The 22,211-nt window shown below is 67.0% G+C and carries 23 protein-coding genes; 13 read left to right on the top strand and 10 right to left on the bottom strand.

Annotated features, from left to right (window positions below):
* Positions 1 to 132: 132 nt before the first annotated feature.
* The 6 genes from aroQ to DIE17_RS27330 are packed head-to-tail and all read right to left on the bottom strand — an operon-like array spanning position 133 to position 4,449.
* Positions 133 to 576: a type II 3-dehydroquinate dehydratase gene (gene aroQ, locus DIE17_RS27355; RefSeq protein WP_124523927.1), complete on the bottom strand. Its 444-nt coding sequence runs from the start codon at positions 574 to 576 to the stop codon at positions 133 to 135.
* Positions 577 to 595: 19 nt separating this feature from the next.
* Positions 596 to 1,429, bottom strand: a complete 834-nt coding sequence (gene aroE / locus DIE17_RS27350) for a shikimate dehydrogenase (protein WP_124523946.1) — start codon at positions 1,427 to 1,429, stop codon at positions 596 to 598.
* Positions 1,429 to 2,649, bottom strand: a complete 1,221-nt coding sequence (locus DIE17_RS27345; protein ID WP_124523928.1) for a CaiB/BaiF CoA transferase family protein — start codon at positions 2,647 to 2,649, stop codon at positions 1,429 to 1,431. Before DIE17_RS27345 ends, aroE begins: the two co-directional genes overlap by 1 nt.
* Positions 2,649 to 3,107: a MaoC family dehydratase gene (locus DIE17_RS27340; RefSeq protein WP_044848448.1), complete on the bottom strand. Its 459-nt coding sequence runs from the start codon at positions 3,105 to 3,107 to the stop codon at positions 2,649 to 2,651. The genes DIE17_RS27345 and DIE17_RS27340 overlap by 1 nt, the downstream gene beginning before the upstream one ends.
* 2 nt (positions 3,108 to 3,109) lie before the next feature.
* Entirely contained in the window at positions 3,110 to 3,502 is a 393-nt protein-coding gene (locus tag DIE17_RS27335; RefSeq protein ID WP_124523929.1) for a VOC family protein, read from the bottom strand.
* Complete coding sequence (locus DIE17_RS27330) at positions 3,499 to 4,449, bottom strand: ketopantoate reductase family protein (protein ID WP_124523931.1); 951 nt, start codon at positions 4,447 to 4,449, stop codon at positions 3,499 to 3,501. The genes DIE17_RS27335 and DIE17_RS27330 overlap by 4 nt, the downstream gene beginning before the upstream one ends.
* A gap of 132 nt (positions 4,450 to 4,581) precedes the next feature.
* Between DIE17_RS27330 and DIE17_RS27325 the strand changes: the two genes are divergently transcribed.
* Positions 4,582 to 5,502, top strand: coding sequence for a LysR family transcriptional regulator (locus DIE17_RS27325; protein WP_124523948.1), 921 nt, complete (start codon positions 4,582 to 4,584; stop codon positions 5,500 to 5,502).
* On the opposite strand, the gene DIE17_RS38070 is transcribed toward DIE17_RS27325, so the two are convergent.
* Complete coding sequence (locus DIE17_RS38070; RefSeq protein ID WP_260426333.1) at positions 5,478 to 5,855, bottom strand: hypothetical protein; 378 nt, start codon at positions 5,853 to 5,855, stop codon at positions 5,478 to 5,480. The genes DIE17_RS27325 and DIE17_RS38070 overlap by 25 nt on opposite strands.
* A gap of 81 nt (positions 5,856 to 5,936) precedes the next feature.
* On the opposite strand from DIE17_RS38070, the gene DIE17_RS27320 reads away from it, so the two are divergent.
* From DIE17_RS27320 to DIE17_RS27270, 11 genes are all read left to right on the top strand, one after another.
* Positions 5,937 to 6,410, top strand: a complete 474-nt coding sequence (locus DIE17_RS27320) for a hypothetical protein (RefSeq protein ID WP_257774851.1) — start codon at positions 5,937 to 5,939, stop codon at positions 6,408 to 6,410.
* A 31-nt stretch (positions 6,411 to 6,441) separates the two neighbouring features.
* Complete coding sequence (locus DIE17_RS27315; RefSeq protein ID WP_044848452.1) at positions 6,442 to 6,939, top strand: Lrp/AsnC family transcriptional regulator; 498 nt, start codon at positions 6,442 to 6,444, stop codon at positions 6,937 to 6,939.
* 150 nt (positions 6,940 to 7,089) lie between these two features.
* Complete coding sequence (locus tag DIE17_RS27310) at positions 7,090 to 8,169, top strand: homoserine dehydrogenase (RefSeq protein ID WP_124523934.1); 1,080 nt, start codon at positions 7,090 to 7,092, stop codon at positions 8,167 to 8,169.
* Entirely contained in the window at positions 8,166 to 9,596 is a 1,431-nt protein-coding gene (locus DIE17_RS27305; RefSeq protein WP_124523936.1) for an aldehyde dehydrogenase family protein, read from the top strand. Before DIE17_RS27310 ends, DIE17_RS27305 begins: the two co-directional genes overlap by 4 nt.
* A gap of 80 nt (positions 9,597 to 9,676) precedes the next feature.
* Positions 9,677 to 10,474 (top strand): ABC transporter ATP-binding protein, encoded by a 798-nt coding sequence (locus DIE17_RS27300; RefSeq protein ID WP_044848454.1) that lies wholly within the window; start codon positions 9,677 to 9,679, stop codon positions 10,472 to 10,474.
* 31 nt (positions 10,475 to 10,505) lie between these two features.
* A complete protein-coding gene (locus tag DIE17_RS27295; RefSeq protein WP_124489178.1) occupies positions 10,506 to 11,285 on the top strand; it encodes a transporter substrate-binding domain-containing protein in 780 nt (259 codons plus the stop codon).
* Positions 11,286 to 11,357: 72 nt separating this feature from the next.
* The gene (locus DIE17_RS27290; RefSeq protein WP_044848456.1) at positions 11,358 to 12,035 is read left to right on the top strand and encodes an ABC transporter permease; all 678 of its coding nucleotides are present in this window, start codon (positions 11,358 to 11,360) and stop codon (positions 12,033 to 12,035) included.
* Positions 12,036 to 12,048: 13 nt separating this feature from the next.
* On the top strand, positions 12,049 to 12,744 hold the full coding sequence (locus DIE17_RS27285) for an ABC transporter permease (RefSeq protein WP_124523937.1): 696 nt from the start codon (positions 12,049 to 12,051) through the stop codon (positions 12,742 to 12,744).
* A 44-nt stretch (positions 12,745 to 12,788) separates the two neighbouring features.
* Positions 12,789 to 13,958 (top strand): PLP-dependent aspartate aminotransferase family protein, encoded by a 1,170-nt coding sequence (locus tag DIE17_RS27280; RefSeq protein WP_124921396.1) that lies wholly within the window; start codon positions 12,789 to 12,791, stop codon positions 13,956 to 13,958.
* 104 nt (positions 13,959 to 14,062) lie between these two features.
* On the top strand, positions 14,063 to 15,004 hold the full coding sequence (locus tag DIE17_RS27275) for a homocysteine S-methyltransferase family protein (protein ID WP_124523940.1): 942 nt from the start codon (positions 14,063 to 14,065) through the stop codon (positions 15,002 to 15,004).
* A complete protein-coding gene (locus DIE17_RS27270; protein WP_044848460.1) occupies positions 15,001 to 15,438 on the top strand; it encodes an Lrp/AsnC family transcriptional regulator in 438 nt (145 codons plus the stop codon). The genes DIE17_RS27275 and DIE17_RS27270 overlap by 4 nt, the downstream gene beginning before the upstream one ends.
* Before the next feature lie 129 nt (positions 15,439 to 15,567).
* On the opposite strand, the gene pntB is transcribed toward DIE17_RS27270, so the two are convergent.
* From pntB to DIE17_RS27255, 3 genes are all read right to left on the bottom strand, one after another.
* The gene (gene pntB / locus DIE17_RS27265; RefSeq protein ID WP_124523942.1) at positions 15,568 to 16,983 is read right to left on the bottom strand and encodes a Re/Si-specific NAD(P)(+) transhydrogenase subunit beta; all 1,416 of its coding nucleotides are present in this window, start codon (positions 16,981 to 16,983) and stop codon (positions 15,568 to 15,570) included.
* A gap of 13 nt (positions 16,984 to 16,996) precedes the next feature.
* The gene (locus DIE17_RS27260) at positions 16,997 to 18,601 is read right to left on the bottom strand and encodes a Re/Si-specific NAD(P)(+) transhydrogenase subunit alpha (RefSeq protein ID WP_124523943.1); all 1,605 of its coding nucleotides are present in this window, start codon (positions 18,599 to 18,601) and stop codon (positions 16,997 to 16,999) included.
* A 625-nt stretch (positions 18,602 to 19,226) separates the two neighbouring features.
* The gene (locus DIE17_RS27255) at positions 19,227 to 19,817 is read right to left on the bottom strand and encodes a dimethylsulfonioproprionate lyase family protein (protein ID WP_124489170.1); all 591 of its coding nucleotides are present in this window, start codon (positions 19,815 to 19,817) and stop codon (positions 19,227 to 19,229) included.
* A 468-nt stretch (positions 19,818 to 20,285) separates the two neighbouring features.
* Between DIE17_RS27255 and DIE17_RS27250 the strand changes: the two genes are divergently transcribed.
* The gene (locus DIE17_RS27250) at positions 20,286 to 22,076 is read left to right on the top strand and encodes an acyl-CoA dehydrogenase (RefSeq protein ID WP_124523945.1); all 1,791 of its coding nucleotides are present in this window, start codon (positions 20,286 to 20,288) and stop codon (positions 22,074 to 22,076) included.
* The last annotated feature ends 135 nt before the right edge of the window (positions 22,077 to 22,211 follow it).

The raw sequence follows: 22,211 nt of genomic DNA, 5'->3' as shown, positions 1-22,211 counted from the left end.
CTCCGGTGTGTGACCTGACCGGGGCCCGTCGATCCGACGCACGGCGAACCAGCGCGGTGCGCCACGCCGTGTACCCGGGAACGGTTGCGCATGGGCGTCGGTCCCGCATCGGCGGCCGATGCGGGAATCGGCCTATGCGTCGCCGAGCGCCGAGACCGCGGCCCGCAGCGCCAGCAGATAGCTCTGGACTCCGAAACCGCAAATCTGCCCGCTGACGATTTCAGCCAGCACGGAGTGATGCCGGAACGGCTCGCGCGCATGAATGTTGGACATGTGCAGTTCGACGATCGGGCACGTGAGGATGGCGAGGGCATCGCGAATGCCGTAGCTGTAATGCGTCCATGCCCCGGCGTTGATCAGCACCGCATCCTGGCGTTCCTCGAAAGCGCGATGAATGCGCTCGCACATCGCGCCTTCGCTGTTCGTCTGGAACGATTCCACCTGTACACCCAGTTCGGTCGCCAGCCCTTGCAGCCGCGCATCGATCTGCGCGAGCGTGATCGTCCCGTACTGTGCCGGGTCGCGCTTGCCGAACATGTTGTGATTGATGCCATGCAGCATCAGGATCTTCTTCATGCGAATCTCCATCGCCTGTTCAATCAAAGGGCACGGCCAGCCGATCGATCACCGAGCTGGTCTCGGGGCGTACGCCGCGCCACCATGCAAATGCTTCGGCTGCCTGCTCGACCAGCATGCCGACGCCGTCCGCAATGCCGTGTACGCCGGCGTTTTTCGCGAGCCGGAGAAACGGCGTCAGACGCTTGCCGTAGGCAAGTTCGTAGGCCGTGCCGGCCGGACTGAACACGCTCGGCGGGACCGGCGGCAGGTCGCCGGTCAGGCTCGCCGACGTCGCATTGACGACCAGGTCGAAACGCCCCATGCGTGCGAGGTCCGCGTAGCCGCCGGCAACGAGCGGACCGCGTCCGGCAACCTGCGCGACCAATGCGCGCGCCTTGTCGACGTCGCGATTCGCGATGACCAGTTCAGCCGGTCCGGCTTCGAGGAACGGCAACAGCGCGCCGCGTGCCGCGCCGCCCGCACCGAGCACCAGGACACGCTTGCCGGCCATCGGCAGCCTGAGGTTCGCCTCGATATCGCGAACCAGGCCGATGCCGTCGAAGTTGTCGGCCAGGATGCGGCCGCCGTCGAACTTGAGCGCGTTGGCCGCGCCCGCGAGCTGCGCCCGCTCGCTGCGTTCGTCCGACATCGCGAACGCGTCGAGCTTGAACGGCGCAGTGACGTTGATGCCCTTGCCGCCGCCGTCGAAAAACGCGCGAACCGTGGCAGCGAAAGCGCCTGCCGGCTCGACGGGCCCCTCGATCGCCGTATAGCTGAGGTCCTGCCGCGTTTCCTGCGCGAAGAGGCCGTGGATCAACGGGGATTTCGTGTGCCCGATCGGATTGCCGATCACCGCGTACTGGTCGGTCATCATTGGCTCGCTTTTGAATAGAGGACGCCGTCGGCCTGCATCGCGTCGATTTCGGCCGCATCGAACCCGAGGGCGCGCGCGACTTCCGCGTTGTGCTGCCCGAGATCGGGCGCGACGTCGCGTATCGTCGTATCGCAATCGGAAAACCGGAACGGCAGGTTGGGCAGGCGCAGCGTCCCGTAGCGCGGATGCTGTTGCTCGACGACCATGCCTCGCGCCTGGATCTGCGGATCGTTCAATACCTCGTCGATGCGCTGCACCTTCGCGCACGGAACGTCGATGCCGTCGAGCAGTTCCAGTACCGACGCGACGGAACGCGCGGCCACCCACGGCTCGACCACCGACAGAATCTCCGCGCGGTGCGCGTTGCGCCCGGTGCTGTCGTGAAACCGCGTGTCGGCGCCGAATTCCGCCGGGCCGCCGTGCGTCGCGATCAGCTCGGCGAAGCGTTTCCACGCGTCGTCGACTTGCGCGGCGATCACGAGATCGCCGTCCGCGGCGCGGAATACGCCATAGAGCGTCGAGGTCGGCATGTCATGCCCGGTCTGCTCGGGCAGCACGCCCTGCAGCGTGTAGCACTGCACCGCGTATTCGTGCATCGATACCAGCGTGTCGTACAGCGCCATGTCGATGTGCTGCCCGCGGCCGCTCTTCACGCGCCCCAGCAGCGCGGCGTTGATGGCCGCGACCGCATGAATGCCGGTATACATGTCGCCGAGCGAGATGCGCAGCAGCGGCGGCCGTTCGCCGGGCGTGCCGACCATCTGCATGATGCCGCTCTTGGCTTCCGCGATCAGCCCGAAGCCTGCGCGATGCGCATCGGGACCGGTGTGCCCGTACGCCGAAATCGAACAGTAGACGAGGCCCGGATTGCGCGCGGACAGTTCGGCATAGCCGAGCCCGAGCTTGTCCAGCGCGCCCGGCCGATAGTTCTCGATGAACACGTCGGCCGAGTCGCACAGCCGCTGCATGAACGCCTTGCCGCGCGCGTCCTTCATGTTGACGCTCACGCCGCGCTTGCCCATGTTGAGCTGCAGGAAGTAGCCGCTTTGCTGGTCGTCGAGCACGGTCGCGTGCTGGCGTCCCGCGTCGCCCGAGCCGGGGCGCTCGACCTTGATGACTTCGGCGCCGAGCGCCGCGAGACAGCGCCCGACATACGGCCCGGCAAGGAAGTGGCTGTAGTCGACGACGCGAATGCCTTCGAGTGGGCGAGCCTGCATCACAGTGCCTCCGGGCGGCGCGGCACCATCAGGCGATGCTCGCCGCGTTGAACGACCTGACCGTCCTGATTGATCAGCTCCGACGGCAGCACGACGATGCCCCAGTCCGGGCGACTCTTGCTCGCCCGCATCGAGCCGACGCGGAACGTCACGTGCAGCACGTCGCCGACCTTGATCGGCAGCAGGAAATCCCAGCTCCAGCCGAGCGACATGCCCGGCAGAAAGCGATAGTCGCTCTGCGTCTTCAGGCCGTCGGCGATGGACAGGCCGAACAGCCCGTGCGCGACGAGGCAGCCGAAATGGCTCGCGTTCGCGTATTCCTCGTCCACGTGGACGGGCGTATGGTCGCCGGTGAGGTCGGCGTACGCGAGAATGCGCTCCTTGGTCACGGTGTAGCTCGGGCTCGTGCACGTGTCGCCCTCGCGGGCGTCGTCCCAGTATTTTTCGACGATCGTCATGGTCATGCCTCCGCGCGCGGGTTGATCGCCAGCGCCTGCGCAACGCAGGAAGCCGGCCTGGCCTGGATCAGTTCGACGGCGAGCCCGTCGGGCAGGCGAAGCCAGTTGCGCCCTTGCGGCATCTCCGTCGCGCCGAAGCGTTGCGCCGCGGCCAGCGCGGCCTCCAGGTCTTCGCACATCACGCCAAGATGCGCGAGCCGGCCTTCCGGGCCATCGTGTTCCGGCGCGTGGATGAACTGCAGGCCGCCGAGCGTCCAGTACTGCCGCGGCGCGTCGAGCGTGCCGTCCACTTCGCGCAGGGTCATGCCGAGCACGTCCTCGAAGAAGCGGATGTGCCAGCGGATGTCCTTGACCCAGATCGCGACGTGTTCGAGATAGGCTTTCGTGGCATTCATGCGGCGGCCTCCTGCCGTTGGCGGTCGGCCATCGCGCGTTCCAGCCCCTTGATGCAGGCGACGAGCGTTGCGTTGACCGGGGTCGGCACGCCGTAGCGTTGCCCCCAGCGCACGACCGAACCGTTGATGAAGTCGATTTCGGTGATCGAGCCCTTCTCCAGGCTTTGCAGCATCGACGTCTTGAAGGACGCGGGCAGCCCCTCCGCGGCGAGCGTCCAGGCCTGCTCGGGATCGGTCATCGACAGCTTGACGCCGGCCGCCTGCGCCGCCGCGATCGCCTCGGCCACGGCCGCGAGCGACGTCGCCTTCAGCAGCGGTTCGTCGTAAAGCTGCCCGTAGGTGAGGCCGGTCAGGCCGGTCAGCGCACCCGTCGCGACGTTCACCAGCAGCTTGTCCCACATCGTGCCGACGATGTTGTCGCTGATCGTCGTGGCGAGGCCGGCGGCATCGAACGCGGCGGCGATCGCCTGCACGCGCGGCGTGATGCGGCCGTCGAGTTCGCCGATATAGGTGTATTTGCCGATCACGCCGGATTCGATGTGGCCCGCGCCGCGCAGCACGCCACCGACGTAGGTCTTGCCCGCGAGGACGCGCTCGCGGCCGACGACGTCGATCAGGATGTCCTCGTGTCCGAGGCCGTTCTGCAGCGACAGCACGGCGGTATCCGGCCCCACCAGCGATTGGGCGCCGCGGATGGCCGCGTCGGTGTGGAACGACTTGACCAGCACCACCACCAGGTCGGCCACGCCGACATCGGCAGCCTGGGTCGTCGCGTGGACGCGTACGTGGCGGGTACCGGCCGCGTCGTCGACGCGCAGGCCGTCACGGCGCATCGCATCGACGTGTGCCGGCGAGCGGTCGATCAGCCAGGTCTCGTGGCCGCCTTGGGTGAGGGTGGCGCCGATCGCGCAGCCCAGTGCGCCGGCGCCCAGAATTGCTATTTTCAATGGCTTCTCCTTTGTCGACCAGAGTTGGCGCTTTGGCGCCTTACTCTGGTCCCATGCAAAACTGACGTATGGCATCACGATAGGAGTCGCCGCTCATGCCGACAATGCAATGGATACAATGTCGTCATTGCCATGGACAATAACGCCACGATGCCTGCCGACCTGCCCGACCTGAAGCTGCTTCAGCTTTTCGATCTCCTGTACGACGTGCGCAGCGTCACGCGCGTCGCCGAGCAACTGGGCCAGAGCCAGCCGACCGTCAGCATCTGGCTCGGGCACTTGAGGGAACACCTGCACGATCCGCTCTTCATCCGGACGCCCGGCGGCATGGCGCCGACGCCGCAAGCCGACGCGCTGATCGGGCCATGCCGGGAAATTCTCGAATCCCTGCGGCGCTTCACCGCTTGGGAGATCGCGTTCGATCCGGCGACGGCCCAGCGACGCTTTCGCATCTGCATGACCGACGCGAGCCACATCACGCTGCTTCCGAGGCTGCTGGCCCATGTCCGGGCGCAGGCGCCCGGCGTCCGGCTGGAAGCCGCGCGGATCGACGGCAATACGGAACGCGCGCTCGAATCCGGCGAAGCCGATCTCGTGATCGGCTATGTACCGTGGCTGGGTGGCGGCATTTATCAGCAGAAGCTGTACGACCAGGACTGGGTATGCCTGGCCAACCGGCATCATCCGCGGATTCGCGGCCGCCTCGGGGCGAAGCAGTATCGTTCCGAAGGACATGTCGCCATTACCGCGGGAACCGGGGCGCAACTCCTCGAACAGGCGCTGCGGCAGGCGCGCATCGAGCGGGACGTCGTGCTGGAGTTGCCGGGTTTCCTGGGCTTGGGGGCGATCGTCCAGACGACCGACCTGATCACGACGCTACCGCGTCATATCGGCCAGACACTGGCCCAGGCGAGCGATCTGGCGGTTCATGCATGTCCGATCCCGGTCGACGGGTTTGCGGTACGGCAGCATTGGCATGCGCGATATCACCATGAGGCCGGCAACCGCTGGCTGCGCGGCGTCGTGATTCAACTGTTCGGTGCATCGCATTGACTTGCGGGTTCGGCGGTCGTGATGGCCGGCGGACCGGCTGGCGCTCGATTGGATGCGAAACGTCCGGCAAGGAGTGTTTTTCGACGTTTTACGTCGAGGTTCGGCGCGGTTGAGATTTTTTCAGTCGCATCGAGGCGATATGATTTCTCCAGCCCCAACACCGTCGGCCGATCCATGAAGCGCGCCAGCATCGCTGCGACGCGGCCCAGCAAGCACAAGAGAGTCGTATGCCGGACACGCCAATCGTCATCGTCGAACACGCCCGCAGGCGAGCCGCTCAAGTCCGGGCCGGCGACGTCCCCGCCGCCTTGCAGGGTGGTCCCAAATGGGTGTGCAGGATCGTCCCGGATCATGCACCGAGGTCCTGCGAAGGGCACCGATCCGCCGCAGGCACGGCTGAAACGCTCGGCCGACTGAAGCCCGCGAACGTCGCGTTGACGGACCCTGTCCCGAGCGCCGGCGGCTGGCTGGCGCGCTCGTCGACCGACGGAGCCGGCCGGTGTCGCGCGTATGCGCATCTCGGTGCGAACCGGATCCTCGAGATGGTCGGCATGCCGGGCGTCGGCCCGTGGCTCGACGAGCACGACACCTGGTGGCCCGGCGCGTACGAGTTGCCGCTGCTCGAACAGTTGTCCGCGAACGAGTCGCCTCTGCGCGACCTGCTGGGTGCGACTGCACCCGCCCATCTGCTGATGAGCCTGACCGAAGTCGACGGCACCGCGCTCGTGACCGAATCGGACGATGGCATCGAGCGTCCGTTCCGAATTCCCGCGGGTGTGGATACGATCCACTTCGCGCCCGTATGTATCTGCGGGCCGGCGGCGCAGTGGCGCGAAACGCTCGTCACCGCGTTCGACCGTGTCCGGCATCTGGTCGGGCTCAGATCGGCCCGCCCTTTCTATCTTTGACGCAAGCACCCGTTCTCCGGCAGACCACGCGATGACCGACGCACTCGACTCCTTCGACCGCAAGATCCTGAATATCGTCCAGCGCGATTGCAGCGCGACCGCGGACGCCATCGCCGAACGGATCGGCCTGTCCACGTCGGCCGTGCAAAAGCGGCTGAAGCGCATGCGCACCGAGAAGATCATTTCGGCGGAAATCGCGGTGGTCGATCGTGCGGCGGTCGGCCGGCCGATGACGTTCATCGCGGCAATCGAGATCGAACGCGAAAACTACGAGACGGTCGCCAGGTTCCGCGAGTGGTCGAAGGCGCACGACGAGATCCAGCAGATCTACTACGTGACCGGCTCCGCCGACCTGATCGCGATCATCACCGCACGCGACGTCGAGGCGTACGACCGGCTGTCCGCACGGATCATGCAGAGCAATCCGATGATCCGCCGGATCAACACGAATGTCGTGCTGAGCGCGGTCAAGGTCGGGCTGTTCGTGCCGGTCGACAAGGACGGCGACGACGAACCGCCGGCCGCCTGACGGACTGGTTTCGCGCGGGACGGGCGATCCGTCCGTCCCGCATGACGAATCGCAACGGGTGACGGCTTGAATCGGGCGAAACGCATAATTTGAAAATCGATTCGCATAACTAACCTGTGTCGTGTGGTCAATGAACAGGAGATGATCGAGATGGAACTCAAACTGGCACTGGTCGGTTTCGGCGGAGTCAATCAGGGACTGGTCGAACTGCTCAAGAAGAAGCGCGCGATGCTGGGCGCGGCGGGACTCGACGTATCGGTGACGATGGTCGCCGACCTGCGGCTCGGGATCGCGACGAATCCTCGCGGTATCGCGCTGGACGTCCTCGACGAAACCGCCCGGCGGGGCGTCGATGCCGAAGCGCTGCGTCGCGATCCCGGCACGCTGGTGTCGCCGGACGTCGGCCTCGGTGCGGTGCTGAAGGCCATCGCGTCGGAGCACGTGGACGTCGTCATCGAGGCGACCTTCACCGATCCGACCACCGGCGAGCCCGCGCTGTCGCATTGCCGCACCGCGCTCGAATGCGGCAAGCACGTGATCACGACCAACAAGGGGCCGATCGCGCTCGCGCAGCCGGCACTGGCGCGGATCGCCGCGCAATCGGGTGCGTGCGTGATGTACGAGGGCACGGTGATGAGCGGCACGCCGGTGCTGCGGCAGCTCGCGACCTCGCTGCGCGGCTGCGACATCCGCGGCTTCGCCGGCATCCTGAACGGCACGTCGAACTACGTGCTCGGCGAGGTCGAGGCCGGCGCGAGCTTCGAGGCGGCGATCCGGGATGCGCAGCAGCGCGGCTATGCGGAGGCGAACCCGGCGGCCGACGTCAACGGCTCGGACGTACAGCTGAAGGTCGTCATTCTGGCGAACGCACTGTGGAATGCCGGCCTCGAGCGCGCCGATGTGACGTGCCGCGGCATCGTGGAATTGACCGAGCACGACGTGCGCGCGGCGGCGGCGGAGCGCATGTCCTGGCGGTTGATCGGATCCGCCACTCGCCATCCGGACGGCACCGTTACCGCGAGCGTCGAACCGCGCAAGCTGCCGGCCGGCCATCCGCTGCTGGCCGCGAGCGGCGTGACGAACGCGATCACGTTCGACACCGACGTGCTCGGTGACGTGACGATCAGCGGGCCGGGGGCCGGGCGCGAGGAAACGGCGTTCGCGATCCTCTCCGACCTGATCGAACTGGCGGACCGGATTGGCGCGGCCTCGCACGAGGTGGCCGCATGAGCGCGCGCGATGCGGTGATGAGCGACTGCACGGGAGCCGGCGTGGCCGATGTGCGATCGCCGTATGACGGCTCGATCGTCGGCCAGGTTCGTCTGTCGCGAGCCGATGCGGCGCCGCTCCTCGTCGAGCGCGCGCTCGACGGCGCGCGCGCGGCCGCAAGCATGTCGCGCAGCCAGCGGGCCGACCTCCTGTTTCGCGCAGCCTCGAGCGTGGAGGCACAAGCGGAGACATTCGCACGCACGATCGCGCTCGAGGCCGGCAAGCCGCTGCGGCAGGCCCGCAAGGAAGTCGCGCGCTGCGTGAACACGCTGCGCCTGTCGGGCGAGGAAGCAAAACGCCTCAACGGCGAGACGATCCCGTTCGACGGGTATCCCGGCTCGGAGGATCGCAGCGGCTACTACACGCTGGAGCCGCTGGGCGTGATTCTCGCGATCACGCCCTTCAACGACCCGCTGAACCTCGTCGCACACAAGCTCGGGCCGGCGCTCGCGACCGGCAATGCGGTCATCCTGAAGCCCTCGTTGCTCGCGCCGCTGTCCGCACAGGCGCTCGTCGAGGTCCTGTGGGAAGCCGGTGCGCCGCGCGCCGCGCTGCAGATCGTGCACGGCGGCGCGGATCTCGCGTCCGCGCTGGTGCGCGACCGGCGGATCCGGATGGTGACCTTTACCGGTGGCCCGCAGACCGGCGAGGCCATCACGCGCGATGCGGGACTCAAGAAGATCGCGATGGACCTGGGCGGCAATGCGCCGGTGATCGTCATGGCCGACTGCGACCTGAAGGATGCCGCCGAATCGTGCGTGTCGGGCGCGTTCTGGGCGGCGGGACAGAACTGCATCGGCACGCAGCGGATCTTCGTCGCCGAGGCCGCGTACGAGCCGTTCGTGCGGTATTTCGTCGAACTGACCGGCAGGATGGTCGTCGGCGATCCGCTGGACGATGCGACCGACATGGGGCCGATGATCGGCGAGGAACAGGCGATCCGCATCGAGCAGTGGGTCGACGAAGCCGTGTCGGGCGGTGCGACGGTGCTGACCGGCCATCGGCGACGCGGGGCGCTGTATGAACCGACGGTGCTCGCGGATGTGCCGCACGACGCGCGTGTCTGGACCGACGAGGTATTCGCGCCGGTCGTGACGATCGAGAAATTCACCGACCTGCAGCAGGCGCTCGACGCGGCCAACGCGTCGGAGAGCTGCCTGCACGCAGGCGTGTTCACCAACCGCCTGGAGGTGGCGCTCGGTGCGGCCGAGCGTCTGCAGGCGGGTGGCGTGATGATCAACGACTCGTCCGATTACCGCTTCGACGGCATGCCGTTCGGCGGATTCAAGCATGGGTCGCTGGGCCGCGAAGGCGTTCGGTTCGCGATGACGGACATGACGCAGCCGAAGGTGGTCTGCTTCAGGCGCAACCGGCGGCTGTCGGGCTGATGCGCAAGCGCCGGCGCCTGACTGGCCGGCGCGGCGCGAACCGCAGCGGTGTGAGCAACGTATCGAGGAAGGAGTCGAGGATGCCAGCAGCAATTCCTGCATGCAAACCGGCGGCGGACGCGCTGGTGGTCGAGGATATTCACAAGTCGTTCGGCGGTGTCGAGGTGCTCAAGGGCATCTCGTTGACCGCGAAGAATCACGAGGTCGTGTCGATCCTCGGCAGCAGCGGGTCGGGCAAGAGTACGTTCCTCAGGTGCATCAACCTGCTGGAAATGCCCGACCGCGGCCGGATTTGCGTGAACGGCGAAACGCTCGCGCTGAAACAGGCGGGCCGCGACGGCGCGCTCGTCGCGGCCGACGCGCGGCAGGTGATGCGCGTGCGCCGCAGGCTCGCGATGGTGTTCCAGCAGTTCAATCTGTGGGCGCACATGACCGTGCTGCAGAACGTGATGTTCGTGCCGGTGCGCGTGCTCGGCGTGCCGAAGCGCGACGCCCGCGACAAGGCGATCGCGATGCTCGAACGGGTCGGGCTCGCCGGCAAGTGCGAACACTATCCGAACCAGCTGTCGGGCGGCCAGCAGCAGCGCGTCGCGATTGCGCGTGCGCTCGCGACCGACCCCGACGTGATGCTGTTCGACGAGCCGACGTCGGCGCTCGATCCGGAACTCGTCGGCGAAGTGTTGAAAGTGATGCGCTCGCTGGCCGACGAGGGACGCACGATGCTCGTCGTCACGCACGAGATGGGGTTCGCGCGCGAGGTCGCGAACCGCGTCGTGTTCGTCCACCAGGGACGAATCGAGGAAGACGGCAGTCCTGACGAAGTGTTCGCGAGCCAGAAATCGCCGCGGTTCCAGAAGTTTCTGTCCAGCATCATTTGATGCGGATTCAATGCCAACCGGAGAGGAAACCATGAAAAAGCTGCTTCAGTCGCTGTGCGTGGGCGCGGCATTGCTCGGATCGGTCGCGCAGGCCGAGCAGGTCGTGCGGGTCGGCACGCTCGCCGATTACGCGCCGTTCGAATACAAGGATGCCTCCGGCAAGCTGCAGGGCATGGAGATCGACATCGGCAAGAAGATGTGCGACACGATGAAGGTCAAGTGCCAGTGGGTGACGATGGATTTCGACGCGCTGATTCCGGCACTCAAGGCGAAGCAGATCGATGCGGTGCTCGCGCAAATGTCGAAGACGCCGGAGCGCGAGCAGTCGGTGGACTTCACGCGCATCGTCACGACGGCGCCCGTGCAGCTCGTCGCGAAGCAGGGCTCCGGCATCACGGACAACGCCGCCACGCTGCGCGGCAAGACGATCGGCGTTCAGACGGCCTCGACGCACGAATCCTATCTGCGCCGCCGCCTGCCGGCGAGCAAGTCGGGGATCGACGTGAAGGTCTATCAGACGCTCGACGAGGCCTGGCTCGATCTCGAGGCCGGGCGCGTCGATGCGGTATTCGCCGACAACACGGTCGCGTACGACTGGCTGACGAAGGCCGGCAGGAAGGCAGGCTTCGACTTCGTCGGCAAGCCGATCGCCGATGCGGAGATTTTCGGCGACGGTACGGCGATCGCGGTGCGCAAGGGCGACGCGCCGCTGAAGGCGCTGTTCGACAAGGGCATCGCGCAGGTGCAGGCGGACGGCACGTTCGCCGCGGCCAACAAGCGCTATTTCCCGTTCAGCATCGCGCCGCAATAACCGCGCAGCGGGACCGCGCGGGCGCCGGACGGCGGCCCGCGCGATTCCGGTCTTACACGGAGCGACATTACGATGGATATCCTGGTGAACTACGGCGCGCAGATCGCGGCTGGCGCGCTCGTCACGCTGGAGCTGGCGGTCGCCGCGCTGTGCGTCGGCATGCTGCTCGGCATCGCCGGTGCGTCGGCAAAACTGTCGAGCCTGGGGTGGCTCAGGCATGCGACCTATGCGCTGACCAATTTCCTGCGCGGCATTCCCGAGTTCCTGATCCTGTTGATCTGCTACTTCGGGCTGTCGCATTTTCTCAACGCGCAATTCGATGGCGCCGTTGTCATCAGCCCGTTCTCCGCCGGCGTGATCGCGCTCGCCGTGGTGTTCGGCGCGTACTCGTCGGAGATGTTCCGCGGCGCGTTCAGCGCGGTGCCGGCCGGCCAGATCGAGGCCGCGCGCGCGTACGGGATGACACGCCTGCAGACACTGTGGTACGTGCGGCTGCCGCAGGCGTGGCGCATCTGCCTGCCGAGCCTGAACAACATGTGGCAGAACCTGCTGAAGGACACGTCGCTGGTGTCGATCGTCGGGCTCGAGGACATGTTGCGCAAGGCCAACATCGCCGCGCAGTTCACCAAGCAGCCATTCGTCTTCTACGTGGCGGTCGGAGTCGTCTATTTCGGCTTTCTCGCCGCATCAAACCCCGTGTTCGCGTGGCTCGAGCGCAGCGCGGGCCGCGGTTACGCAGCACGCACCTGAGGAGGGCCATCTGATGAACGACTTTGTTTCCCTCATCGCGCAGTCCGGCCCGGACGTCGCGCGCGGCATCTGGATTACGCTCGAGCTGCTGGTGCTGTCGTGCACCCTGGCGTTCGCGCTCGCGGTGCCGCTGGCGGTCGCGCGCACGTCGGCGTGCCGCTGGCTGTCGACGCCGAGCCGGCTGTTCATGTCGGTGTTTCGCGGCACGCCGCTGCTGGTGCAGATTTTCGTGCTGTATTACGGGCTCGCGCAGTTCTCGCTCGTGCGTGCATCGCCTCTGTGGCTGCTGGTCGGCGGATCGTTCTCGTGTGCGTTGTGCGCGCTGACGCTCAATCTCGCGGCCTACATGGCCGAAGACATCCGCGGCGGGATCGCAGGCGTCCCCGCCGGCGAGAAGGAGGCCGCACTGGCATTCGGGATGAGCCGCTTCATGCTCACCTGGTTCGTGATCGTGCCGCGCGCGATCGGCATCGTCGCGCCGACGCTCGGCAACGAGATCGTGCTGCAGCTGAAATCGACCGCGCTTGCCAGCACGATCACCGTGCTCGACCTGACCGGTGTCGCGCGACGCATCTCCATCGAAACCTATACGACCGACGCACTGATGCTGGCCGGCATCGTCTACGTCGGTATCACGGCGGTGCTTTCGACCGTGCTCAAGCGCGTCGAAGGTCTGCTGAATCGCCATCTGGGCGGCGTGCGTGCCTGACGGGCGCCGCATGAACGCGACACAACGAACGATCCGAGGACGACATGGGATACAAGCTTGAAACGCTGGCGCTCGCCGCGGACCGCGACGTGACCGACGAGAAGTCGGTCGCGCCGGCGATCCACTATTCGGCGGTGTTCAAGGCAGCCGGCAGCGAGGAATTCGCGGAGATGTCGAGCGTGCCGCAGCATCCGCGCAACTACACGCGCTACGGCAATCCGGTTCACGAGCGCGTGAAGGCGGTCATGGCGGAGCTCGAGGGCACCGAGACCGCGCTCGTCACGGCATCCGGCATGGGCGCGATCGCGACCGCGATCCTCAGTGTCGTGAAGGCCGGCGATCACGTCGTCGGCCAGACGCGTCATTACATGAGCACCACCAAGCTGCTCGACGACATGCTGCGCCGGTTCGGCGTCGAGGCGACGTTCGTCGACCAGACCGACGTGGTCGCGTTCGATCGCGCGATCCGGCCGAACACACGGCTGATCGTGCTCGAGTCGCCGGTCAATCCGCTGCTGCTCGTGACCGACATCGCCGCGGTGACCGAGATCGCCAGAGCCCGTGGCATCCTCACGCTCGCGGACAACACGTTCGCGTCGCCGATCAACCAGCAGCCGCACCGGCTCGGTGTCGACATCGTCGTGCACAGCGCGACCAAGTATCTGGGCGGCCATCACGACCTGACGGGCGGCGTGATCTGCACGAGCCGCGTGCTCGCCGAGCAGATCTGGCATACGCACATCACGCTCGGGTCGGTGCTGTCGCCGATGGACGCGTGGCTCTTGCTGCGCGGGCTGCGCACGCTGCCGATGCGCGTCGAGCGGATCAATGCGAACGCCCAGGCGCTCGCCGAATTCCTCGAAGCGCACGCGAAGATCGAGCGCGTGTTCTATCCGGGCCTGCGCAGCCATCCGCAGCATGGGCTCGCGTGCCGGCAGATGCGCGGTTTCGGCGGCGTGGTCGCGTTCGGCGTGCGGGGAAGCTACGGCGAAGCGCAGCGCTTCGTCGAGGCGCTGCGCCTGCCGCTGAATGCAGGCAATCTCGGCGGCGTCGATTCGCTCGCGATCCATACGGCATCCATGTGGGCGGGCACGATGTCGGCGGAGCAAATGCGCGCTGCCGACATCCCGCTCAATTTCATCCGCTATTCGGTCGGCATCGAGCACATCGACGACCTGAAAAGCGATATCGCGCAAGCATTGGCGCAGATCTGAAACGGACCCGCGCGCACGCTCGGTCGACGCCCCACGCGCGTCGCGCCGACCTTTGAATCGATGCGGGCACGAGCTGCGCGGATTGCAACGACGGAGCACGGACTATGCAAGACATCACGGTACTCGACGGCGGCATGGGGCGCGAACTGGCGCGGATGGGGGCGCCGTTCAGGCAGCCGGAATGGTCGGCACTCGCGCTGATGGAAGCGCCGCATTACGTCAGCCTTGCGCACGACGCGTTCATCGCGGCGGGTGCCGACGTGATCACCGCGAACAGCTATGCGGTCGTGCCGTTCCATATCGGCGAAGCGCGGTTCCGTCGCGACGGTGTCGCGCTCGCGGCCCTTGCCGGACAACTCGCGCGGCAAGCGGCGGACCGCGCAGCGCGGCCCGTGCGCGTCGCGGGATCGCTTCCGCCGACCGGCGGTTCCTACCGACCCGACCTGTTCGACGCGGCGCGCGCGGATGCGATCCTGGCGACGCTCGTCGACGGGCTCGATCCCTACGTCGACCTGTGGCTGGCCGAGACGCAGAGCCTGACCGACGAGATCGGCGCGGTCCGGCGTGCGCTCGGTGCGAATCCGAAGCCGCTCTGGGTCTCGTTCACGCTGCGTGACGACGTCGACGTCGACGTCGACGCAGGCACCACGCCGGTACTGCGATCGGGACAGACGCTCGACGAAGCGATCGACGCCGCCGTGTCCGCGCGCGCGACCGCGCTGCTGTTCAACTGCAGCCAGCCGGAGGTGATGGGTGTGGCGATCGAGACGGTGCAGCGCACGCTCGCGAACACCGGAACGTCGCTCGCGATCGGCGCCTATGCGAACGCGTTTCCGCCTCAGCGCGCCGATGCGCGCGCGAACGAGGAACTCGACGGCCTGCGCGGCGACGTCGATCCGCCCGGCTATGCAAGATGGGCGGAGCAGTGGCTTGGCCTGGGTGCGCGGATCGTCGGCGGGTGTTGCGGAATCGGCCCCGGCCACATCGCGGCATTGCGCGACGCGGTCGATGCACGCGGCGCCGCGCACACCGGGTTCGGCCAATGAAGATCGACGGCCTGGACCAGAAGATCATCGACGCATTGTGTGCCGATGCGCGGATACCGCTCGCGGTATTGGCCGACCGGATCGGTCTGTCCAGGCAGGCGGTCCGCAACCGGATCGACCGGCTCGAAGCGCTGAACATCATTGCGGGCTATACGGTGCGGCTCGCATTGCCCGACGATGTCGTGCCGGTGCGTGCCGTGATGCTCGTGTATCGCCGGGACCGGATGCGCGGCGCGGACGTGCTCGCCGCACTCGAGCGGATCGCCGAGGTGCGCGATTGCGCGGTCCTCAGCGGCGAGGTCGATTTGCTGGTGCAGATCGAGGCGGCCACACACGAGCGCATCAGCGACATCTGGGCAACGATCAGCGCGCTGGACGGCGTGCAAAACATGACGACCAGTTTCGTGCTCGACTCCGTCGTCCACAAGCGCTGACCAAACCGGCGCAACGGGAAAAGGGCAGGCGGGGGAGGCTGCGCGTCGTCCGGTTCGGCGTCCGCGACGGCGTATCGAAGCCACGTGGCGCTGGAGCGGCTTGCTGCCGCTCCGCGCGCGTGGCCGTACTCAGGCTTTCAGTGCACCGAAGATTTCATTGAGCATCGACTTCGCATCGCCGAACAACATGCGGTTGTTGTCCTTGTAGAACAGCGGATTGTCGACGCCCGCATAGCCGGACGCCATGCTGCGCTTCATCACGATCGACGTCTTCGCCTTCCACACTTCCAGCACCGGCATGCCGGCGATCGGGCTCGACGGGTCGTCCTGCGCGGCCGGGTTCACGATGTCGTTCGCGCCGATCACCATCGACACGTCGGCCTCGGGGAAGTCGCCGTTGATCTCGTCCATCTCCAGCACGATGTCGTACGGCACCTTCGCTTCGGCCAGCAGCACGTTCATGTGCCCCGGCATGCGGCCCGCGACCGGGTGGATCGCGAAACGCACGTCGACGCCCTTCTCGCGCAGCAGCTTCGTCAGCTCGAACACCGTGTGCTGGGCTTGCGCCACGGCCATCCCGTAGCCGGGCACGATGATCACGCGCTTCGCTTCGCGCAGGAGTTCGGCCGTCTCCGCCGCGCTCACCGCGACCGCTTCGCCGGCCGGCAGCGCGGCGCCGCCGCCGGCTGCCGCCGGTGCGCCCGCGCCGCTGCCGAAGCCGCCCGCGATCACGCTGATGAAGTTGCGGTTCATCGCGCGGCACATGATGTACGACAGGATCGCACCCGACGAGCCCACCAGCGCGCCGATCACGATCAGCAGGTCGTTGCCGAGCATGAAGCCGGTGGCGGCTGCCGCCCACCCCGAGTAGCTGTTGAGCATCGACACCACGACCGGCATGTCCGCGCCGCCGATCGCCATCACCATGTGCACGCCGAACAGCAGCGAGATCACGGTCATCACGACGAGCGGCAGCATGCCGTCCTGGATGCTTTCCGCATGCAGGAACGCGCGGCCGTAGTAGATCACGATCAGGAGCGCGGCCAGGTTCAGCCAGTGCCGTGCCGGCAGCAGCAGCGGCTTGCCGCCGATCTTGCCCGACAGCTTGCCGAACGCGATGATCGAGCCCGCGAAGGTGACGGCACCGATCAGGATGCCGACATAAATTTCCACTTCGTGGATCGCCTTCTCGGCGCCGGTGAACTGCAGCGACGTGTCGATGTAGCTCGCGAAGCCGACGAGGCAGGCCGCGAGACCGACCAGGCTGTGCATCAGCGCGACCAGTTCCGGCATCTGCGTCATCTGCACCTTCTTCGCCGCGTACAGGCCGACCGCGCCGCCGACGACGAGCGCGGCGATCACGTACGGAATGCCCGCGGCCGACACGCGCGGCCCGGCCACGGTGGCCAGCACGGCGATCAGCATGCCGATCATGCCGAGCAGGTTGCCGCGGCGCGCGGTTTCGGGGTTCGCGAGGCCGCCGAGGCTCAGGATGAACAGGATCGCGGCGCCGATATAGGAGACGGTGGTCAGGTTGGAAGTCATTGTTGTCGTCCCCTTATTTGCGGAACATCGCCAGCATGCGGCGCGTGACCGCGAAGCCGCCGAACATGTTGACGGCCGTGAGCGTGAGCGCGCCGACCGCGAGACCGAGGATCAGCCCGGACGGGCGATCGCCGGCGTTGGCCAGCTCACCGAGGGGCGGTGCGACCTGCACGAGCGCGCCGATCGCGATGATCGACGAGATCGCGTTGGTCACGCTCATCAGCGGCGTGTGCAGCGACGGCGTGACGTTCCAGATCACCATGTAGCCGACGAAGCACGCGAGCACGAACACCGTGAAGTGCGACAGGAAGCTCGCCGGCGCGAACTGGCCGACCAGCAGGAACGCCAGCGCGCCGATCGCGAACACGATCGCGAGCGCCTTGGCCGACATCGGCTCGCCGCTGTGGCCGTGGCCCTTGGACTTCGCCGGCGCGGCGGCTGCCGCGGGTGCGGCAGCCGGTGGCTTGGGCGCGACGGCCGCCTGCTTGATCGGCGGCGGCGGCCACGTGACGTTGCCTTCCTTGATGACGGTGAGGCCGCGGATCGCGTCGTCGTCGAAGTCGACGTTGATCGTGCCGTCCTTGGCCTTGCACAGCTCTTCGATCACGCGCAGCAGGTTGGTCGCATAGAGCGTCGACGACTGCCGCGACAGGCGCGACGCGAGATCGGTATAGCCGACGATGGTCACGCCGTGGCGCACCACGGCTTCGCCGGGCACCGTGAGTTCGCAGTTGCCGCCCTGTTCGGCGGCCATGTCGACGATCACGCTGCCGGGCTTCATCGACTGCACCATTTCGGCGGTGATGAGCTTCGGCGCCGGCTTGCCGGGGATCAGCGCGGTCGTGATGATGATGTCGGCGTCCTTGGCCTGCTGCGCATACATCGCGCGCTGCGCCTGCTGGAAGCCTTCGCTCATCACCTTCGCGTAGCCGCCGCCGCCCGAGCCTTCCTCTTCGTAGTCGACCTTGACGAACTCGCCGCCCAGCGACTTGACCTGATCGGCCACCTCGGCGCGCGTGTCGTTCGCGCGCACGATCGCACCGAGGCTCGCGGCCGTGCCGATCGCGGCCAGACCGGCCACCCCGGCGCCGGCGATGAACACCTTCGCCGGCGGGATCTTGCCGGCCGCCGTGACCTGGCCGTTCAGGAAGCGGCCGAACGCATGCGCGGCCTCGATCACCGCGCGATAGCCGCTGATGCCGGCCATCGACGTGAGCGCGTCCATCTTCTGCGCGCGCGACAGCGTGCGCGGCAGCGAGTCGATCGCCAGCACGGTGGCGCGCTTCGCGGCCAGCTGCTGCATCAGCTCGGGGTTCTGCGCGGGCCACACGAAGCCGATCAGCGTGCCGCCTTCGCGCATCAGCGCGACTTCGTCGGCGCTCGGCGGGCGCACCTTGAGCACGATGTCGCTGCCGGACCAGAGCTCGGCCGCCGTGGCGGCGATGCTCGCGCCGGCCGCGCGGTACGTGTCGTCGTCAAAGTTCGCGCCGGCACCGGCGCCGCTTTGGACGGCCACCGAAAACCCCAGCTTGATCAGTTTCTCGACCACCTCGGGAACGGTCGCAACGCGCCGTTCGCCGGTGGCTGTCTCCAGAGGAACCCCAATCTGTAATGTCATAGTGTGAAAGATGGGTGATGGCCATCGCGAAGCGCTCGGGCCGGTGCGTCAAGGTAACAGAATCATGTGCGTATTTAGTGGCTCGCGCGAGGGTTCGCATTAAAAATGGAACGACCGTTCGCTGGGCGCGAATAGAGTATGCCCGATAACAAAGGCGCCATCGAGGACACAAAATCGTCGAACGCGTCTGCTGCCGTGCTGTTGCGTTTTATCCACGCGCGGGCGATATCGCGTCGACCGAATGGAGGTTGACGATGCGGTCGGACCGCTGCTTCCGCCGTGCGGCGCGGCTGCGTGAGCCGACCGCCGCGCTGTGGGCTGCACGGGCCTCCCATGACCGGCGTCCTTCGCCGGTTCCCATGGCCGGCTTCCGGTCGATGGCCTCGCCGCTCGTTGCCCGGTCGGCTCGCCTTCCTTCGGATGATTTCGTCGGCGTACACGGAAGCTGGAGATTCGGGCAGGCGTCGAATCGTTTCGCTTACACGCATGCCGGCATGATCGGGCCGATCGCGAAACGCCTGGGTACCGTTCAACAGCGGTTTGAAGCAATCCGGACCGACCGGTAGGTCAATGACCGGGCGCTCACCGCAGGCGGACCCGTCAGCGCATCGCGACGATCGTCGGATCAATTCAGCAGGCACCATATCGCGAGGAACGGCGTATCGCCGGCGCGCATCGCATGCAGCGCGCCGGGCGGGTTGTGGATGCCGCCACCGATACCGGGATCGAACCATTCGCCGTTCTGCTGCCGGAATTCACCGGCGGTCAACAGCACGTACGCTTCCTCCGGCGCGTGACCATGATCCGGATATCTGACGCCGGGCATCATCAGCGAGAAGCCGAGCTGAATGTCGTCGCGGCTCTCCGCGCCGCCGGGCCCGCAGATCATCGCGTTCGCGTGCCCGTCGATGTAGTTGGGGCTGCCGTCCTTGCCCGACGTGCGACGCGACCATCCGACCACGGGTTCGAGCGACCCGATCAGCCGTGCAACCGTGGCGAACGTCGGGCTGACGTGCGCGACCGACTCGAGCGCCGGGGCGAGCCATGCGCAGGCGGGGTAGCGCTCCGCGAGCCGCGTTCCGTTGTCCGACGGCGTTTGCAGCCGCGCGAATACTTTCGGCGCGAATGCGCGCGCGGCGGGGGGAAGCCGGTCCGACTGGAACAGTTCGCCGGCGATCCGGACGAAATCCGCGATGTGCTTCGGGCGTTCACTCATGCTGGTCTGTGCTCCGGTGCTCGCTGGCTTGATGAGACGAAAGTCTATGCAGAAACGTGCCGGCCCGGGCAGCGAAAAAGGGCGGCCGATTTGGCGCCGGCCGCCATGTGCTCGGCGCGGTTGCCGTCGCACGCGCTCAGGCCGGCGTCCTTCGGCGATGTTCATGATCGTCTCCCGGTTTTCGGCTTCGCCGGCCGTTCGAGCCGCCGCCCGGCCCGTCCGGCCGGCACGCCGATTGCGCATCGTTTATGCTGGAAACGGCACCCGAACCGCCCCGCCCGGACGCCCGTTTCCGCCATCGCCCTGCGCATCGCGTGGCCGGTTTTGTCACCATGTGGGCCGGATATGACAATGGAAAACCGCCGGCGCGGCATTACGATGGGCCACGACGTCGCCTGGCGCTGGCCGGTTTTGCCGCAGCCGCCCGGGCCGCGCGCCTCATTCACCGCCTGATTTGGAACATCGACCATGAGCTATAACGCCCCTGTCAAGGACATGCTGTTCGTGCTGAAGGAACTCGCGGGCATCGACACCGTTGCGCAGTTGCCGGGTTTCGAGGACGCCGGCTATGACACGGCGCAGGCCGTGCTCGACGAATCCGCGAAATTCTGCGACGAGGTGCTGGCGCCGCTGAACGTCGAGGGCGACCGCAACCCGAGCAGCTGGAAGGATGGCGTCGTGACCGCGACGCCGGGTTTCGGCGCCGCATTCCGCCAGTTCGTCGAAGGCGGCTGGCAAGGTCTGCAGCATCCGGCCGAATACGACGGCCAGGGGCTGCCGAAGCTGATCGCGACGCCGTGCATCGAGATGCTGAACGCGGCGAACCTGTCGTTCGCGCTGTGCCCGCTGCTCACCGACGGCGCGATCGAGGCGCTGCTGACGGCCGGCACCGACGAACAGAAGCAGCGCTACGTGCCGAAGCTGATCTCGGGCGAATGGACCGGCACGATGAACCTGACCGAGCCGCAGGCCGGTTCGGACCTGGCGCTGGTGCGCTCGCGCGCCGAGCCGCAGGGCGACGGCACGTACAAGGTGTTCGGCACGAAGATCTTCATCACGTGGGGCGAGCACGACATGGCGGACAACATCGTCCACCTGGTGCTCGCGCGCACGCCGAACGCGCCGGAAGGCGTGAAGGGCATTTCGCTGTTCATCGTGCCGAAGTTCCTGGTGAACGAAGACGGCTCGCTCGGCGCGCGCAACGACGTGCACTGCGTGTCGATCGAGCACAAGCTCGGGATCAAGGCGAGCCCGACCGCGGTGCTGCAGTACGGCGATAACGGTGGCGCGATCGGCTACCTGGTCGGCGAAGAGAATCGCGGCCTCGAATACATGTTCATCATGATGAACGCGGCGCGCTTCGGCGTCGGGATGCAGGGGATCGGCGTGGCCGACCGTGCCTACCGGAAGGCCGCGGAATTCGCGAAGGAGCGCGTGCAGAGCCGCCCGGTCGACGGGTCGGCCAAGCAGTCGGTGACGATCATCCATCACCCGGACGTGCGCCGCATGCTCGGCACGATGCGCGCGCTGACCGAGGGCGCGCGGGCGCTCGCGTATGTCGCGGCCGCGCACAGCGACATTGCCCACCGCCATTCGGACGAGGCGACGCGCACGCGTCATCAGGCAATCTACGAATATCTGGTGCCGGTCGTGAAGGGCTGGAGCACGGAGATGGTGAACGACGTGGCGAGCCTCGGCGTGCAGGTGCACGGCGGGATGGGCTTCATCGAGGAAACCGGCGCCGCGCAGTACTACCGCGACGCGCGGATCCTGGCGATCTACGAAGGCACGACCGCGATCCAGGCGAACGACCTGGTCGGCCGCAAGACGATGCGCGACGGCGGCGCGGTGGCGAAGGCGCTGATCGCGGAGATCGGCGACACCGTCGCGGCGCTCGGCAAGGTCGACGGCGCGGCGGCCGCGTCGATGAAGGCGCAGCTGGAGAAGGGTGCGCGCGCGCTGTCGACGGTGGTGGACTACGTGGTCGCGAACGTGAAGCAGGACCCGAACGCGGTGTTCGCGGGCAGCGTGCCGTACCTGAAGCTGGCGGGCGTCGTGCTGTGCGGATGGCAGATGGCGCGTGCGCTGCTGGCGGCGCACGCGAACCGTGCGAGCGACACGGCGTTCTTCGACGCGAAGATCGCGATCGCACAATGCTATGCGGAACACGTCCTCGTGCAGGCAGGCGGGCTCGAAGCGTCGATCGTCGGCGCGAAGGGCAACGAGAGCGTGCTCGCGTTGACGGAAGACCAGTTCTGACCGTAACGGTCGGGGCGCAGGAGGAGACAGGATTTTGACCACACAGGACTTGCTCGCGCAATACGGCCCGCGCGAATCGATGGAATACGACGTCGTGATCGTCGGCGGCGGCCCGGCCGGGCTGTCGGCCGCGAT

The sequence above is a fragment of the Burkholderia sp. Bp9099 genome, from assembly GCF_003857805.1.
GTDB lineage: Bacteria > Pseudomonadota > Gammaproteobacteria > Burkholderiales > Burkholderiaceae > Burkholderia.
This window is presented reverse-complemented; position numbering and strand designations above follow the sequence as displayed.